Below are 14,757 nucleotides of genomic sequence, written 5' to 3' on the forward strand. Positions count from 1 at the left end.
GTTGGTCACCGCCGACCATCCGCTCACCGCGGCACCCGATGTCGCGCCGACCGGCCCGCGCCCCGGCCCGGCACTTCGCGCCGGCGTGCTGGTGCTCGTCGCCGCCACCTTCATCCCGCTGGGCTACATCGCCTGGTCGATGATCTCGCTGGGACCCGGCCCGGTCTACCAGCTGCTGGCCCGGCCGAGGGTCGGCGAGCTGCTGGTCAACACGGTCGGGCTGGTGGTCGTCACGGTGCCGCTGTGTCTGATCCTCGGCGTGGCGACGGCGTGGCTCGTCGAGCGCACCGACGTGCCGGGACGCGCGGTGTGGCGACCCCTGTTCGTCGCACCGCTGGCCGTGCCCGCCTTCATCAACAGCTACGCGTGGGTCAGCGTCGTGCCGACACTGCACGGCTTCTGGGCGGGGGTGCTGGTCGCGACCATGAGCTACTTCCCCTTCGCGTACGTGCCGGTGGCGGCCACCCTGCGTCGGCTGGATCCCGCCATCGAGGAGTCGGCCCGCGCGCTGGGATCCAGCCCGGCGACGGCGTTCCGGCGCATCGTGCTGCCGCAGCTGCGGCTGGCGATCCTCGGCGGCGGACTGCTCATCGGAGTGCACCTGCTCGCGGAGTACGGCGCGTTCGCCATGCTCCGGTTCAGCACCTTCACCACCGCGATCTTCGAACAGTTCCAGGCCACGTTCAACGGCGCCGCGGGCAGCACGCTCGCGGGGGTACTGGTGCTGCTGTGCCTGGTGCTCATCCTCGGCGAGACCGCGGCGCGCGGTAACGCCCGCTACGCGCGCATCGGCTCTGGTGCGCAACGGATCTCGACCCCGCAGCAGCTGGGTTCGTTGGGGATCCCCGCGAGCATCGGCCTCGCGCTGCTGGCCGCCCTCGCCCTCGGCGTGCCGGTGTGGATCATCGCCCGCTGGCTGTGGATCGGCGGCATCGCGGCGTGGACGTCGACCGACATCGTCACATCGACATGGCAGACGGTGGTGCTGGCCGCTGCGGCCGCCGCGCTCACCACGGTGCTCGCGTTCCCGTTCGCGTGGGTTGCGGTGCGCTACAGCGGTTTCTTCGCCCGCTTCGTCGAAGGCTCGAACTTCGTCACCAGTTCGATGCCGGGGATCGTCACCGCCCTGGCCCTCGTCATCGTCGCGATCAGGTACGTGCCGCCGCTGTACCAGACCGTCGCACTGGTGCTGGCCGCCTACGTGCTGCTGTTCCTGCCACGGGCCATGGTCAACCTCAGATCGGGACTGGCTCAGGTGCCACCGGGCCTGGAGGAGGCCTCACGCTCGCTGGGGGTGTCGCCGTCGCGGACGTTCCTGCGTGTCACACTGCGCCTCACCGCACCCGCCGCGGCCGCGGGTGCATCACTCGTATTCGTCGCCGTCGCAACGGAACTCACCGCCACGCTGCTGCTGGCCCCCACCGGCACCAACACCCTGGCGATGCGGTTCTGGTCGCTGTCGAGCGAACTGGACTACCCTGGTGCCGCGCCGTACGCCTTCCTACTCGTCGCACTGTCCGTTCCCGTGACGGTGGTGCTGTTCCGCCAGTCGACGAAGGTGGCGGCACTGTGACGGGATCGGTCGCACTCGAGGTCACCGCGCTGGCCAAGTCCTTCGACGGACACGAGGTGCTGCACGGAATCGACCTGAGCGTGCCGACGGGCACCATCACCGCCGTCGTCGGCGCCTCCGGGTGCGGCAAGACCACCCTGCTGCGTCTGGTCGCGGGGTTCGAAACCCCGGATCGCGGAACGGTTTCCATCGCCGGACGGGAGGTCGCCAGCGTTGGCCGATGCATCCCGGCGCACCGTCGCGACGTCGGCTACGTCGCGCAGGACGGTGCGCTGTTCCCCCATCTGACGGTCGGCCAGAACATCGCGTACGGCCTCTCCGGCGGAGCACGCGAGGACAGGGTGAGCGAGTTGCTGCGCACCGTGTCACTCGACGAGTCCTATGCGAGCAGAAGGCCCCACGAGCTGTCCGGCGGCCAGCAGCAGCGCGTCGCACTCGCCCGCGCCCTCGCTCGCCAGCCCGCGGTCATGCTGCTCGACGAGCCCTTCAGCGCACTCGACACCGGCCTGCGCGCCGCCACCCGCAAGGCCGTCTCAGCTCTGCTCTCCGACGCGGGCGTCACCACGCTGCTGGTGACCCACGACCAGGAGGAGGCGTTGTCGATCGCCGACCAGGTCGCCGTGATGCGCGACGGCCGGTTCACGAAAGTCGGAACGCCGCAATCGGTCTACCGGAGTCCCACCGACCGATTCACCGCCGAGTTCCTCGGCGACTGCGTGCTACTGCCGTGCACGGTGACCGCGGGTGTCGCGGAGTGCGCGCTGGGCCGACTCCCCCTGCGCGACGACGACATCGGCACCGTCGGCGACGCGACGGTGATGCTGCGGCCCGAGCAACTCGTCGCCACCGTCCTGTCCGACGACTCGGCGCCCGACGACGAACGGGGCGTGGCCACGGTGCTCGCCTCCGAATTCCGCGGCCACGACGTGCTGCTGACCGTGGACCTCGGCGGCGACACCGCACCGATCACGGTCCGCCAGCACAGCGTCGCGCCACCCGAGGTCGACGCGAAGGTCCGGTTGACGATCAACGGCACGGCCGTCGTCTTCCCCGATCGGGCGTCGTGATGTTCGATCGGATCGTCGATCACCTCGCCGGGCTCGGTGCTCACATCGCCGTCGTGACTGACGACCTCCAGCTCACCTACGCCGAGCTCGCCGCCCGAGTCGCCAGCTGCGCAACGGAATTGGGCGGCAAGCGCCGCTTGATCCTGCTCGAGACGCGCAACGACGTCGACACCCTGGTGAGCTACCTCGGCGCCCTGGCGGGCAACCACGTCGTGCTCCCCGTGCCTGCAGACAGCGACTACGGCTCCGTCCTCGACGTCTACGATCCCGACACCGTCGTGCGCGCGGGTGTCACCGAGTTCCGCCACCGGCCACTCCACGAACTGCACCCCGACCTGGCCCTGCTGCTGTCCACGTCGGGCAGCACGGGGTCACCCAAACTCGTCCGGCTGTCGCGCGAGAACCTCGACGCCAACGCCGAGGCCATCGCCTCCTACCTCGACGTCCGCAGAGACGACCGCGCAGCCACCACGCTGCCGATGTCGTACTGCTACGGCCTGTCGGTGGTGCACACCCACCTGCTGCGCGGCGCGGGACTCATCCTCACCGAGGGCTCGGTGGTCGACGACGCCTTCTGGACGTCGGTGCGACGACACGGGGCGACGACGTTCGCCGGGGTTCCGCACACCTTCGAGTTGCTCGACCGCATCGGCTTCGACGAGATGGACCTCCCCGACCTCCGCTACCTCACTCAGGCGGGCGGCCGGCTCGCGCCCGAACGGGTGCAGCGCTTCGCCGAACTCGGCAGCGCGCGCGGCTGGCAGCTGTTCGTGATGTACGGCGCCACCGAGGCAACCGCCCGAATGGCCTATCTGCCACCGGAGCTCGCGCGCGACCATCCGGCCTCGATCGGCATCCCGATCCCCGGCGGCGCGTTCACCCTCGAGGCGAAGGACGGCATGCCCGACGACGTCGGCGAGCTGGTCTACACCGGACCCAACGTCATGATGGGCTACGCGCACACCAGTGGGGACCTCGCTCTCGGCCGCGTCGTCGACCAGCTGCGCACCGGCGACATCGCCCGGTTGCGCAACGGCCTGTACGAGGTGGTCGGACGCAGTAGCCGCTTCGTCAAGCTCTACGGCCTGCGTATCGACCTGCAACGCGTCGAGGCGAGGCTGCAGGCCGACGGCGTCGACGTCATCTGCACCGACGGGGACGGCCTGCTGTTGGTTGCCGCCGCGAACGCGGAGGACCGGGACGTCGCGCGCCTGGCCGAGGTGGCCTCGGGCCTGCCGCGCGCGGCCATTCGCGTCATCGACGTCGATGCCGCCCCCCGTCTCCCCTCCGGAAAGCCCGACTATCCCGCGGTGCGGGAGCTGGCGGCCGACCGGGCCGGTGCCGGCAGCGACAGCCTCGACCTGCGCGACCTGTTCGCCGACGTCCTTCAGCTCGATCCGGCGTCGATCGACCCCGGCCAGAGCTTCGTCGACCTCGGCGGGAACTCGCTGTCCTACGTGACGATGTCGGTACGTCTGGAGCGTGCGCTCGGACATCTGCCCGCGGGGTGGCAGAGCCTGCCGCTGCGCGAGCTCCAGTCGACGTCGCGGCCGCGGCGGTGGTGGGGCGCCACCCTGGAAACCAGCGTCGCGTTACGTGCGACGGCGATCGTTCTGGTGGCCGGTTCGCACGCGGGACTGTGGGTGCTGTGGGGCGGCGCGCACATCCTGCTCGGCGTCGCCGGCTACAACTTCGGCCGGTTCTGCCTGACCCCGCTGCCGCGCGGTCAACGAATTCGACATCTGCGCAACACGATCGCGTGGATCGCGATACCCGCGATCGTCTGGATCGCTTTCGCACTCGTCGTCACGAACGACTACACCGCCGCGAACCTGTTGCTCGCGGACAAGTTCCTCGGACCCGAGGACAGCATGACCGCGGGCAGGCTGTGGTTCGTCGAAGTCGTGGTGTGGGTGCTGGCCGCGCTGGCGCTCGTATGCTGGCTGCCGATCGCGGACCGCTGGGAACGTCGTCGACCGTTCGCCTTCGCGCTCGCCTTCCTGGCACTGGGGATGGCCCTGCGTTACGACGCGTTCGGCTTCGGCCTGGGCAACGAGGCGTGGTTCACCGTGCTGGCGTTCTGGTTCTTCGCAATCGGCTGGGCGGCGGCGAAATCGTCGACGGTGTGGCAGCGGCTCGCCGTCACGGTCGTGCTGGCCATCGGAATCGTCGGCTACTTCGGTCAACCCGGCCGCGAGACGCTGGTGTTCGTCGCGTTGACACTGCTGATCTGGCTGCCCGCGATCCGGTGTCCGTCGGCGCTCACCGTGGCCGCGGGCCTGGTCGCCGAGGCCTCGCTGTTCATCTACCTCACGCACTACCAGGTGTACCCGCTGTTCGGCGAGCACCAGCTGGTGGGCGTGGCCGCCGCGATCGTCGTCGGCATCCTGGTCACCCAGCTGGTGATGATGCTGCGCAAGCTGATTCGCGTGCGCGGCCCGCGGCTGCTCAGGTCGCAGGCCGCTCCCGCTCCGCGATGAGGCCCTCCTGCGCCAGCGTCGCGGCCACCACCCCGTCGGCGCCGACCAGGTGGCCCGTCACGACGCCCCGGCCCCGCGCTGCGGCGGGCGAGCGCAACTCCAGGAGGTTCCACCGGTCGGCGTGAATCCGCCGGTGAAACCAGATCGACGAGTCCGTCGTGCCGCTGCGATGGGTGCGTGCGCGCATCGAGTGCCCGTGCACGGCCAGCGCGGGATCGATCATGTACAGATCGCACAGGTAGGCAGCGGCGACCGTGTGCAGCACCGCGTCGTCGGGCAGCGGCGCCGTCACCCGCCACCACATCCGACGGACGAACTCCCCCGTCGACCTGTCGTCGTCGATGCGGATGTCCAGCTCGTCCAACGGAACCGACGGCGCCGGGCCGATCGGACCGGTGCGCTCCAGCGCCTCTGGATCCGTCGACAACTCCCACCTGCCGTGCTCCGGCCCCGCCATCGGCGCCGAGAACGACACGCTCGCCGTCGTCAGCAGCCGGCCCGCCTGCCGGGATTCCACCCGGCGCGACGCGGCCGTGCGGCCGTCGTACACGCGCTCGACGCGGTACTCGACGGGGTCACCCGCCTCACCCCCGCGGAGGAACTGCAGATGCACGTTGGTCGGCGCCTTGTCGGGGTCGACCGTTCGGCACGCCGCGGCCAGGCTCTGGCCCATGAACTGACCTCCGTAGGCGCGCTTGCCCTCCGGGCCGCTCGCCGCGCCGAGCCAGCCGCCGTCGTTCATCGGGGTCACGTCGAGCAGCCGCACTAGCGCGCTCACGCGACGGTCCCCGCGTCGAACAGCGCGCCGATCTCATCGTCGGGCACCCCCGCGCTGCGCAGGACGTCGACGGTGTGGTCGCCGAGCGCGGGGGCGGCCACCGCACTCGGATACGCGCCGTCGATCGCCAGCGGCAGGCCGGGCGCCAGATACTCGCCGATGCGCGGTTGGTCGAGCGGAGTGAACAGCGGGTTGTCGGTGACCTTGGCGTCGGTGACGACGTCGGCGAACGTCCGGTAGCGCTCCCACAGGATCGACGTCGACGACAGCGCCGCGGACACCTCGTCGGCGGTGTGGCTGGAGAACCACACGGTGAACAGCCCGGTGAGCGCGTCGCGGTGCCGATACCGCTGACCCTCGTCACCGAAATCGGCACCAAGCGAATCACCGAGTGCGGCAACCGCTTTCGTGGTACCAGTCAGCTCGGTGAGGTCGCGGAAGTGCCTGCCGGTGAGCGCCACGATCATGAACGCCGCGCCGTCAGAGCTGCTGAACTGCTGACCGTACTGGCCGAAGATCGAATTGCCGATGCGCTGGCGCGGCGTCCCGTTGACCATGACCTCGGTCAGGAAGCTCAGGTTTCCGGCCGTGGCGAGCGCGACGTTCTCCAGCGGGATGCTGACCCGCTGGCCCGCACCGGTGGCGTCGCGGTGCCGCAGTGCCGCGATGACGGCGAGTGCGACGTACAGCCCGCACGCCACGTCCCAGGCGGGCAGCACGTGGTTCACCGGCACGTCGAGGTCGGCGGGCCCGGTGACGAGCGGGAAACCGATGCCCGCGTTGACCGTGTAGTCGACGCCGGTGCCGCCGTCGGCCCGGCCGGACACCTCGACGTGAATCAGGTCGTCCCGCAGCGCCGTTAACGTCTCGTACGAATGCCACTGTCGGCCAGCCACATTGGTGATCAGCACCCCGGCGTCGACGATGAGGCGCTGAATCAGCTGCTGCCCCTGCTCGGATCGCACGTCCACAGCGGCGGAGCGCTTGCCCTTGTTGAGCCCGGCCCAGTAGATGCTGTCGCCCGCGTCGGTCACCGGCCAGCGGTGGTAGTCCGCCGCCCCGCCGACCGGATCGACGCGGATGACCTCGGCACCGAGCTGGGCGAGGGTCATGCCGGCCAGCGGTACCGCCACGAAGCTGGAGATCTCGATGATCCGCGCCCCGGCCAGCGGGCGGGAGGAGTCGACAGTCACCCGGTCACCCTAATCAGCCCTCGACGAGCGCCGACGCCTGCCACGCTCAGATCAGTTCGACGGCGTCCGCGATGGAATCCAGCACCCGGCTGGGCCGGAACGGATACTTCTCGATGTCCTCGACGCTGGTCGACCCCGTCAGGACCAGGATGGTCTCCAGCCCGGCCTCGATACCGGCGACGACGTCGGTGTCCATCCGGTCCCCGACCATGAAGGTGTTCTCCGAATGGGCCTCGATGCGGTTGAGCGCGCTGCGGAACATCATCGGGTTGGGCTTGCCGACGAAGTAGGGCTCGCGGCCGGTGGCCTTGGTGATGAGCGCGGCCACCGACCCGGTGGCGGGCGTCGGGCCCTCCGCCGACGGGCCGGTGACGTCGGGGTTGGTGGCGATGAATCGGGCACCCCCGCCGATCAGCCGGATGGCCTTGGTGATCGCCTCGAACGAGTACGTCCGCGTCTCGCCGAGCACCACGAAGTCCGGCCCGGTGTCGGTCAGCGTGTAGCCGACCTCGTGCAGCGCCGTCGTCAGGCCGGCTTCGCCGATGACGTACGCCGAACCGCCCGGCAGCTGGTCGTGCAGGAACGCGGCGGTCGCCAGCGCCGAGGTCCAGATGGATTCCTCGGGCACCTCGAGCCCGGACCGCAGCAGCCGGGCGGCCAGGTCACGCGGCGTGAAGATGGAGTTGTTGGTCAGCACCAGGAAGGGACGGTTCCTGTCGACGAGCCGCTGCAGGAACTCGGCGGCGCCGGGGAGCGCCCGCTCCTCGTGCACCAGGACACCGTCCATGTCGGTCAACCAGCATTCTCGTTGGGTGCTCGTGGCTCCAGTGTGTCAGTCAGCGGATGACCACCGTCGACGGTTCGCGCGGCGCTCCGAGCATGTCGCGATGCGACGGCGGCCGCCTGCCGCCCTCGTCGGTGATGCCGTAGCGGTGCGCCAGTTCAGCGGCGATGACCGTGTGTCCGGTCAACTCGGCGAGGTCCGGATCGCGGTACAGGGCGTCGATCAGGCGGCCGATGAACTCCGGCGTCTCGGCGTGCTCGGCGGTCTTGGCGAGCGCGTCGGGATCGCCGTCGAACGCGCTGCGGAACCGCTCGGTCAACAGGATGCCCATCCAGATCGACACCGTCGACACCCCGGTGTCCGCGAAGTCGACGGCCATGTCGGCGGCGAGCTTGTCGAGGCCCGCCTTCTGCGCCCCGTACGCAGGACCGTGCATGTAGCACACCGATCCGGGTGACGACGTGAACGCGATCAGCCCGCGATCGCCGCGAAGCAGCAGCGGCGCGGCGTGCCACGACGCGACGTACGCCGACCGCAGCCCGACGTCCAGCACGTCGGCAAGCTCACGTGGCTTCTCCCAGAACGGTTTCGGGCTCGTCAGCGCATCGTGGATCGCAGCGGCGTTGTTGACCAGCAGGTCGAGGGAACCGCATTCGCGCTCCACCCGCTCGAACAGCGCGGCCACCTGGCCGTCGTCGCGGTGGTCCACCTGCACGGCGATCCCGCCGTCGTCGCGGTCGGTCACGGAGCGGCCGGTCAGATAGACGCGCCAGCCCGCGGCCAGCAGCGCGGTCGCGATCCCCCGGCCGGCTCCGCGGCTGGCACCGGTGACGACGGCGACGGGTGCTGAGGCGCTCATGGCTCTAGTCGGGGAGGCGCAGCTCGGGCTTCTCGACCTCTTCGATGTTCACGTCCTTGAACGTGATCACGCGGACCTGTTTGACGAATCGGGCTGGTCGGTACATGTCCCACACCCACGCGTCGGCGAGGCGCAACTCGAAGTAGACCTCGCCGTCGGAGTTCCGCGGCACCAGCTCGACGCTGTTGGCGAGGTAGAACCGCCGCTCCGTCTCCACGACGTAGCTGAACTGCCCCACGATGTCCTTGTATTCGCGGTACAGCGAGAGCTCCATCTCGGTTTCGTACTTCTCGAGATCCTCAGCACTCATGCGGTTTCCTGCTGTCCTTCTGCTCGGTTCGGCTCATCTTCCCTCACCCGTACTCACGGCGCTGCTCCGGCTCCGGGTCCTCGGCGGCGATCTCGGCCTCGGAGCACATCACCACCTCATTGCGGCCACCCGCCCTGCGCACGTTCACGAACGAGTACCGGTGCTCGGCGCACGGTCCAAGTTCGGCCAGCGCCGCGGTGTGCATCGGCGTGGAGTACCCCTTGTGCACCGCGAACCCGTAGCCGGGGTGGTCAGCCTCCATCGCGACCATCAAGCGGTCCCTGCTCACCTTCGCGAGCACGCTGGCCGCGGCGATGCAGGCCGCCGCGGCGTCCCCGCCGATGACCGGAAGCGACGGCACGCCGAGGCCCGGCACCCGGAATCCGTCGGAGAGCACGTAACCGGGTTTCACACTCAGTCCGGCGACGGCCCTTCGCATGCCCTCGATGTTGGCGACGTGCACGCCGCGCCGATCCACCTCGGTGGATCCGATGAACACCACGTGGTAGGCCAGCGCGTAGCGCTTGATGATCGGAAACAGCCGCTCGCGTTCACGCTCATTCAGCCTCTTGGAGTCGTCGAGTGCCGACAGACTGTCCAACTTATTGGGCCCCAGTACGCAGGCGGCGACCACGAGCGGACCCGCGCACGCTCCCCGGCCGACCTCGTCGACTCCGGCAACCGGACCCAATCCACCTCGGTACAGGGCGGATTCGATGGTCCGCAGTCCGGCGGACTTGCGGATCACCGTCCTCGGCGGCCAGGTAGCCGGCATTCCTACTGCTGAGGGTTGGTCGAGGAGACGCCGCCCCACCGGCCGGGCGGCCATGCGATGAAACGCGCCTTGCCGATCACGTTCTCGACGGGCACCGTGCCCGACATCGGGTCGCCGGTGCACCAGACGCCCTTCTGCACGTCGGCGGGGGTGTTCGTGCAGTGCATGCGCGAGTCGGCGGAGTGCGTGCGGTTGTCACCCATCACCCACAGCCTGTCCTTCGGGACCGTCACCGGGCCGAACTCGTTGCCGAGACACGGGTAGATGGCCGGGTCGGCGTTCATCGTGGTGACGTTGAGGTACGGCTCGTTGAGCTTCTTACCGTCCACCGTCAGACCGGTCGCCACCCGGCATTCGACGGTCTGCCCACCGACGGCGATGATCCGCTTGACCAGATCGTTCTCGTCGGGTGGCACGAAGCCGATGAACGACAGCGCGTTCTGCAGGTAGCGGATCGCCGGGTTGTCCGAACGGATGGACTGATAGCCGACGCTCCACGACGGCGGACCCTTGAACACGACGACGTCACCCGGCTCGGGCTCGGAGAAGCGATAGGTCAGCTTGTCGACCATGATGCGGTCACCCGTGCAGCCCTCGCACCCGTGCAGCGTCGGTTCCATCGACTCCGACGGGATCAGGTACGGCCTCGCGACGAACGTGAGCATCACGTAGTACAGGACGAGCGCGATGGTCAGGAGGATGACACCCTCGCGGAACGCGCCGCCCTTCTTCTCGGGCTCACCCTGCTGCGTGTCATCGGCGGGATCGACGTCGGTCTCGGCGGCGTCCTCGCGGGGTTCTGTCACGGCTTCAGACTAGCCAGCGCGCGTGCGACGACACCGCCACGTGGGGTGTCGACCGCGCCGCGGAGGCGCTGTGTCAGCGCTTTTCCTTGATCTTCGCCTTCTTGCCACGGAGCTCGCGCAGGTAGTAGAGCTTCGCGCGACGAACGTCACCGCGGGTGACGACGTCGATGTGATCGATGTTCGGCGAGTGCACCGGGAAGGTCCGCTCGACACCGACGCCGTAGCTCTCCTTGCGCACCGTGAAGGTCTCGCGGACGCCACCGCCCTGGCGACGCAGCACCACGCCCTTGAAGACCTGGATGCGCTCCTTGGAGCCCTCGATGACCTTCACGTGAACGTTCACGGTGTCGCCGGGGCCGAAGGTCGGGATGTCGTCGCGCAGCGACGCCTGATCGACGAAGTCCAGCGTATTCATCGGTGACAACTTCCTAGTAGTTCTCGGCTGCGGCGCCGCAATCCTGACGGCTGGCCGCGGTACGTGGGTGCGTCTCGCAGCGGCGCGGTGTAACCGCCGAGCGCAGACAACTGGTCAATTGTGCCAGACGTGCCCCCTGGCAGCGAAATCGCGTCGGATGCGCACGGCATCCGCCAAACCGTTAGGCTTGCTACACGGGTTTCTTCGCTCGACGACTAGGGAGGATCATGTTCCGCCGGCGGTCGAAGCCACTCGTCGTGTGCGCCGCGACGGTCGCCGTCGTCACCGTTGCGGCTGGCTGCGAGGCCGAGGTCTACGGCGCTCCCCCGACGCCGCCGCGCGCCCCTCAACTGACCGTTGTCGCGCCGCTCGGCGAAATGGCGCCACTCCCCGAAGTGCCACCGGATCAGCCGGCGACGGCGTTCATCGGATTGGCCGACCGGGAACGGCAGGCCACCGACATCGCCGCCGACGCGGGCGCCGACATCACGATCGCCGTGCTGGACCGCAACACCGGCGAGTTGGTGACCAACGGCAACGGCCGATCGATCGCGATCGCCTCGGTGGTCAAGCTCTTCATCGCCGACGATCTGCTGCTGCAGGTGGCCAAGGGCCAGACCAAGCTCACCCCTGATGACCGCGCGATGCTCGACGTCATGCTGCGGGCGTCCGACGACAGCGCCGCCGAGGTGTTCTGGAACCGCAGCGGCGGCAGCGCCATCATCGGCCGCGTCACCAAGCGGTACGGCCTCGCCGCCACCAACCCGCCGGGCAACGGCCGCTGGTACAACACGACCAGCACGGCGACCGACCTGGTGCGCTACTACGACATGCTGCTCGCGGGCACCGGCGGACTACCTCCCGAACAGGCCAGCATCATCCTGGCCAACCTCGCCGCGTCGACGCCGACGGCTCCCGACGGCATGGTGCCCGGCGGCGTCTACCCGCAGCGCTTCGGCATCCCGGAAGGCGTGCCGGGCGAACCGGTGGCCGTCAAGCAGGGCTGGATGTGTTGTATCGGCGCCGACTGGATGCACCTGTCCACCGGTGTGATCGGGCCGGGTCGCCGATACGTCATGGTCATCGGGTCGATGCAGGCCGCCCAGGCCGACGTCGCACGCGACACCATCACGGAGGCGGTGCGGACGATCTTCCCCACCGGGCACGTCTAGCCGGCTCAGTCCTCGGCGAGCAGGTCGGGTCTGCGCTCGCGCGTCCGCTCCAGCGACTGGGCCCGCCGCCAGGCCGCGATCTTCGCGTGGTCACCGGACAGCAGCACCTCGGGCACCTCGAGGTCACGCCAGCTGGCCGGCCGCGTGTAGCTGGGCCCCTCGAGCAAGCCGTCGGAGTGCGAATCCTCTTGGTGGGAGACCGGATTGCCGAGCACGTTGGGCATCAGCCGCACAACGGCCTCGACCATCACCAGCACCGCCGACTCCCCACCCGCCAGCACGTAGTCGCCGATCGAGACCTCCTCGACCCGCATCCGACGCGCGGCGTCGTCGACCACCCGCTGGTCGATGCCCTCGTAGCGACCGCAGGCGAACACCAGATGGCGCTCGCCGGACAGCCGCTGCGCATCGGCCTGGGTGAACAACCGGCCCGCAGGCGTCGGCACCACCAGAACCGTGTCCACGGAACAGATCTCGTCGAGGGCGTCGCCCCAGACGGGCGCCCTCATCACCATGCCGGGGCCGCCGCCGTACGGGGCGTCGTCCACCGACCGGTGCACGTCGTGCGTCCACCGGCGCAGATCGTGAACCGCGAGATCGACGATGCCCGCCTCGATGGCCTTGCCGGGCAACGCCTGTCGCAACGGCTGCAGATAGTCGGGGAAGATTGTGACGACGTCTATCCGCATGCGGCCATCAATCCAACTCCAGCAATCCCTCGGGCGGGTCGATGACGACGCCGTCCGACCGCGACACCGACGGCACGATGGCCTCGACGAAGGGCACCAGCACCTCCGAGCCGTCCTCCCGGCGCACCGAGAGCAGTTCACCGGCGGCGGTGTGCAACACCTCGGCGACGACTCCGACGTGAGCGCCGTCGACGGTCCGCACCCGCAGGCCCTCGAGCTCGTGGTCGTAGAACTCGTCGGGATCCTCGATGGCGGGGAGATCGGCGGTGTCGACCAGGAACAGCGTGCCCCGCAACGAATCAGCGGTATCGCGGTCGTCGACTCCGGCCAGCCGCACCAGGAGCCGCCCCCCGTGCGCCCGCGCCGCATCGACGACGAACGTGCGGGTCGTGCCACCACCCTTGGGCTTGCCGCGCAACTCGGCGCCTGCGGCGAACCGGGTCTCGGGGTCGTCCGTGCGGACGTCGACGACGACCTCACCGCTGATGCCGTGGGCCTTGACGATCCGCCCTACGACAAGCTCCATGACGCGTGGACTACTGGACGCTACTGATCCGTGTCCACCACGTCGACGCGGATCCCGCGACCGCCGATACCGGCGACCAGCGTGCGCAGCGCCGTGGCGGTGCGTCCGCCGCGACCGATGACCTTGCCGAGGTCGTCGGGGTGGACGTGCACCTCGACCGTGCGGCCGCGGCGGCTGGTCACCATGTCGACACGGACGTCGTCGGGGTTGTCGACGATCCCGCGAACGAGGTGCTCGACGGCGTCGACGACGACGGCGCTCATTCGGCCGCGGGTGCGTCAGCGGGCGCGTCGGTGGCCTCGGCCTCGGTCGACGCCGCGTCGTCGTCGGACTTCTTGGTGGACTTCTTGGTCTTGAGCTTGACGGCGTCGCCGGTGGGCGCGTTGTCGGCGGCGGCCAACGCGGCGTTGAACAGATCCAGCTTGCTGGGCTTGGGCTCCTTGACCTTCAGCGTGCCCTCGGCACCGGGCAGGCCCTTGAACTTCTGCCAGTCGCCCGTGATCTTCAGCAGAGCCAGCACGGGCTCGGTGGGCTGGGCGCCGACGCTCAGCCAGTACTGCGCGCGCTCCGAGTCGATCTCGATGAGGCTCGGATCTTCCTTCGGGTGGTACCGGCCGATGACCTCGATCGACCGGCCGTCACGGCGGGTGCGCGCATCGGCGACCGCGATGCGGTACTGGGGGTTGCGGATCTTGCCAAGCCGGGTGAGCTTGATCTTGACAGCCATGAACTACTCCTGTGGTTGCCACGCTGCAATTCAGCGATGCGGGAGGTTTACCCGATCCGGTTTTGCCTTACGTGTGTGACCGCCGTACAGCCGTGGTTGTCGGCGGACAGCCGCCCATTGTGCCAGAGAGGGCGCGTCCCCGAGAAATCCGAGTCATCCGCCCGACCTGCGGTGTCGTCGAGGTCAGACGATCCGGTCGAAGCATTTGGTCTCGACGCGGCGCGTCATCCGCCACCCGGAGTCGGTGCGGAGGAACTCGTCGTCGTACCAGAGACCGCAGAACAGGATCTGCCCGTCATCGGACAGCTTCATCGGGTTGAAGCAGATGACGCGCGACTTCGCGGTGTCCCCGTCGATGGTGACGTCGAAGTTGCCGATCAGGTGCGAGTAGGCCGGGAAGTTGGGCAGCACCTCGGCGAGCCACTTCTTCACGTCGGGGAACACGCCGTCGATCCCGCCCATCGCGGTGTAGTCGATGTAGGCGTCCTCTGTGAAGACGTGGTCGAGGTCGTCGAAGCGGCGGGTGTCGATCGCCGTCGAGTAGTCGACGAGCAACTGTTGGATTTCGAGGCGATCGGAGATCTCTTCCAGACTCAGCACGCC

16 protein-coding genes and 1 pseudogene are annotated in these 14,757 nt (G+C 69.1%); 4 read left to right on the forward strand and 13 right to left on the reverse strand.

Going from position 1 to position 14,757, the window contains the following annotated elements:
* Position 1: 1 nt before the first annotated feature.
* The 3 genes from NM203_RS29380 to NM203_RS29390 are packed head-to-tail and all read left to right on the forward strand — an operon-like array spanning position 2 to position 5,120.
* A complete protein-coding gene (locus NM203_RS29380; protein WP_255064264.1) occupies positions 2 to 1,573 on the forward strand; it encodes an ABC transporter permease in 1,572 nt (523 codons plus the stop codon).
* Positions 1,570 to 2,640, forward strand: coding sequence for an ABC transporter ATP-binding protein (locus NM203_RS29385; protein ID WP_255064266.1), 1,071 nt, complete (start codon positions 1,570 to 1,572; stop codon positions 2,638 to 2,640). Before NM203_RS29380 ends, NM203_RS29385 begins: the two co-directional genes overlap by 4 nt.
* A complete protein-coding gene (locus tag NM203_RS29390; RefSeq protein ID WP_255064268.1) occupies positions 2,640 to 5,120 on the forward strand; it encodes an AMP-binding protein in 2,481 nt (826 codons plus the stop codon). Before NM203_RS29385 ends, NM203_RS29390 begins: the two co-directional genes overlap by 1 nt.
* Here the strand turns inward: NM203_RS29390 and NM203_RS29395 are convergent.
* The 8 genes and pseudogenes from NM203_RS29395 to rplS form a co-directional block, all read right to left on the reverse strand.
* Positions 5,089 to 5,898, reverse strand: coding sequence for an acyl-CoA thioesterase (locus NM203_RS29395; protein ID WP_255064269.1), 810 nt, complete (start codon positions 5,896 to 5,898; stop codon positions 5,089 to 5,091). The two genes, NM203_RS29390 and NM203_RS29395, sit on opposite strands and share 32 nt — an antisense overlap.
* Positions 5,895 to 7,091, reverse strand: a complete 1,197-nt coding sequence (locus NM203_RS29400) for a CoA transferase (protein WP_255064271.1) — start codon at positions 7,089 to 7,091, stop codon at positions 5,895 to 5,897. The genes NM203_RS29395 and NM203_RS29400 overlap by 4 nt, the downstream gene beginning before the upstream one ends.
* Positions 7,092 to 7,137: 46 nt before the next feature.
* Entirely contained in the window at positions 7,138 to 7,878 is a 741-nt protein-coding gene (locus NM203_RS29405) for an HAD-IIA family hydrolase (protein WP_255064321.1), read from the reverse strand.
* Between the two features lie 49 nt (positions 7,879 to 7,927).
* Complete coding sequence (locus tag NM203_RS29410) at positions 7,928 to 8,734, reverse strand: SDR family NAD(P)-dependent oxidoreductase (protein ID WP_255064272.1); 807 nt, start codon at positions 8,732 to 8,734, stop codon at positions 7,928 to 7,930.
* Between the two features lie 4 nt (positions 8,735 to 8,738).
* The gene (locus NM203_RS29415) at positions 8,739 to 9,044 is read right to left on the reverse strand and encodes a DUF2469 domain-containing protein (protein WP_102142913.1); all 306 of its coding nucleotides are present in this window, start codon (positions 9,042 to 9,044) and stop codon (positions 8,739 to 8,741) included.
* A 33-nt stretch (positions 9,045 to 9,077) separates the two neighbouring features.
* Positions 9,078 to 9,819, reverse strand: a pseudogene (locus NM203_RS29420) (ribonuclease HII).
* A 2-nt stretch (positions 9,820 to 9,821) separates the two neighbouring features.
* The gene (lepB, locus tag NM203_RS29425) at positions 9,822 to 10,625 is read right to left on the reverse strand and encodes a signal peptidase I (RefSeq protein ID WP_255064277.1); all 804 of its coding nucleotides are present in this window, start codon (positions 10,623 to 10,625) and stop codon (positions 9,822 to 9,824) included.
* A 73-nt stretch (positions 10,626 to 10,698) separates the two neighbouring features.
* The gene (gene rplS / locus NM203_RS29430; protein ID WP_255064278.1) at positions 10,699 to 11,040 is read right to left on the reverse strand and encodes a 50S ribosomal protein L19; all 342 of its coding nucleotides are present in this window, start codon (positions 11,038 to 11,040) and stop codon (positions 10,699 to 10,701) included.
* Positions 11,041 to 11,267: 227 nt separating this feature from the next.
* Between rplS and NM203_RS29435 the strand changes: the two genes are divergently transcribed.
* Positions 11,268 to 12,212, forward strand: coding sequence for a serine hydrolase (locus NM203_RS29435; RefSeq protein WP_255064279.1), 945 nt, complete (start codon positions 11,268 to 11,270; stop codon positions 12,210 to 12,212).
* A gap of 5 nt (positions 12,213 to 12,217) precedes the next feature.
* Here the strand turns inward: NM203_RS29435 and trmD are convergent, their stop codons facing one another.
* The 5 genes from trmD to NM203_RS29460 form a co-directional block, all read right to left on the reverse strand.
* A complete protein-coding gene (gene trmD / locus NM203_RS29440; RefSeq protein ID WP_255064282.1) occupies positions 12,218 to 12,901 on the reverse strand; it encodes a tRNA (guanosine(37)-N1)-methyltransferase TrmD in 684 nt (227 codons plus the stop codon).
* Between the two features lie 7 nt (positions 12,902 to 12,908).
* A complete protein-coding gene (rimM, locus tag NM203_RS29445; protein WP_255064284.1) occupies positions 12,909 to 13,427 on the reverse strand; it encodes a ribosome maturation factor RimM in 519 nt (172 codons plus the stop codon).
* 20 nt (positions 13,428 to 13,447) lie between these two features.
* Positions 13,448 to 13,690 (reverse strand): RNA-binding protein, encoded by a 243-nt coding sequence (locus tag NM203_RS29450; protein ID WP_255064286.1) that lies wholly within the window; start codon positions 13,688 to 13,690, stop codon positions 13,448 to 13,450.
* Positions 13,687 to 14,154: a 30S ribosomal protein S16 gene (gene rpsP / locus NM203_RS29455; RefSeq protein WP_255064288.1), complete on the reverse strand. Its 468-nt coding sequence runs from the start codon at positions 14,152 to 14,154 to the stop codon at positions 13,687 to 13,689. Before rpsP ends, NM203_RS29450 begins: the two co-directional genes overlap by 4 nt.
* Positions 14,155 to 14,337: 183 nt before the next feature.
* Positions 14,338 to 14,754 carry a nuclear transport factor 2 family protein gene (locus NM203_RS29460; protein WP_255064290.1) on the reverse strand — a complete coding sequence of 139 codons (417 nt, stop codon included), beginning with the start codon at positions 14,752 to 14,754 and terminating at the stop codon, positions 14,338 to 14,340.
* Positions 14,755 to 14,757: the final 3 nt, after the last annotated feature.

The organism is Mycolicibacterium arenosum (assembly GCF_024320865.1).
Lineage (GTDB): Bacteria > Actinomycetota > Actinomycetes > Mycobacteriales > Mycobacteriaceae > Mycobacterium > Mycobacterium arenosum.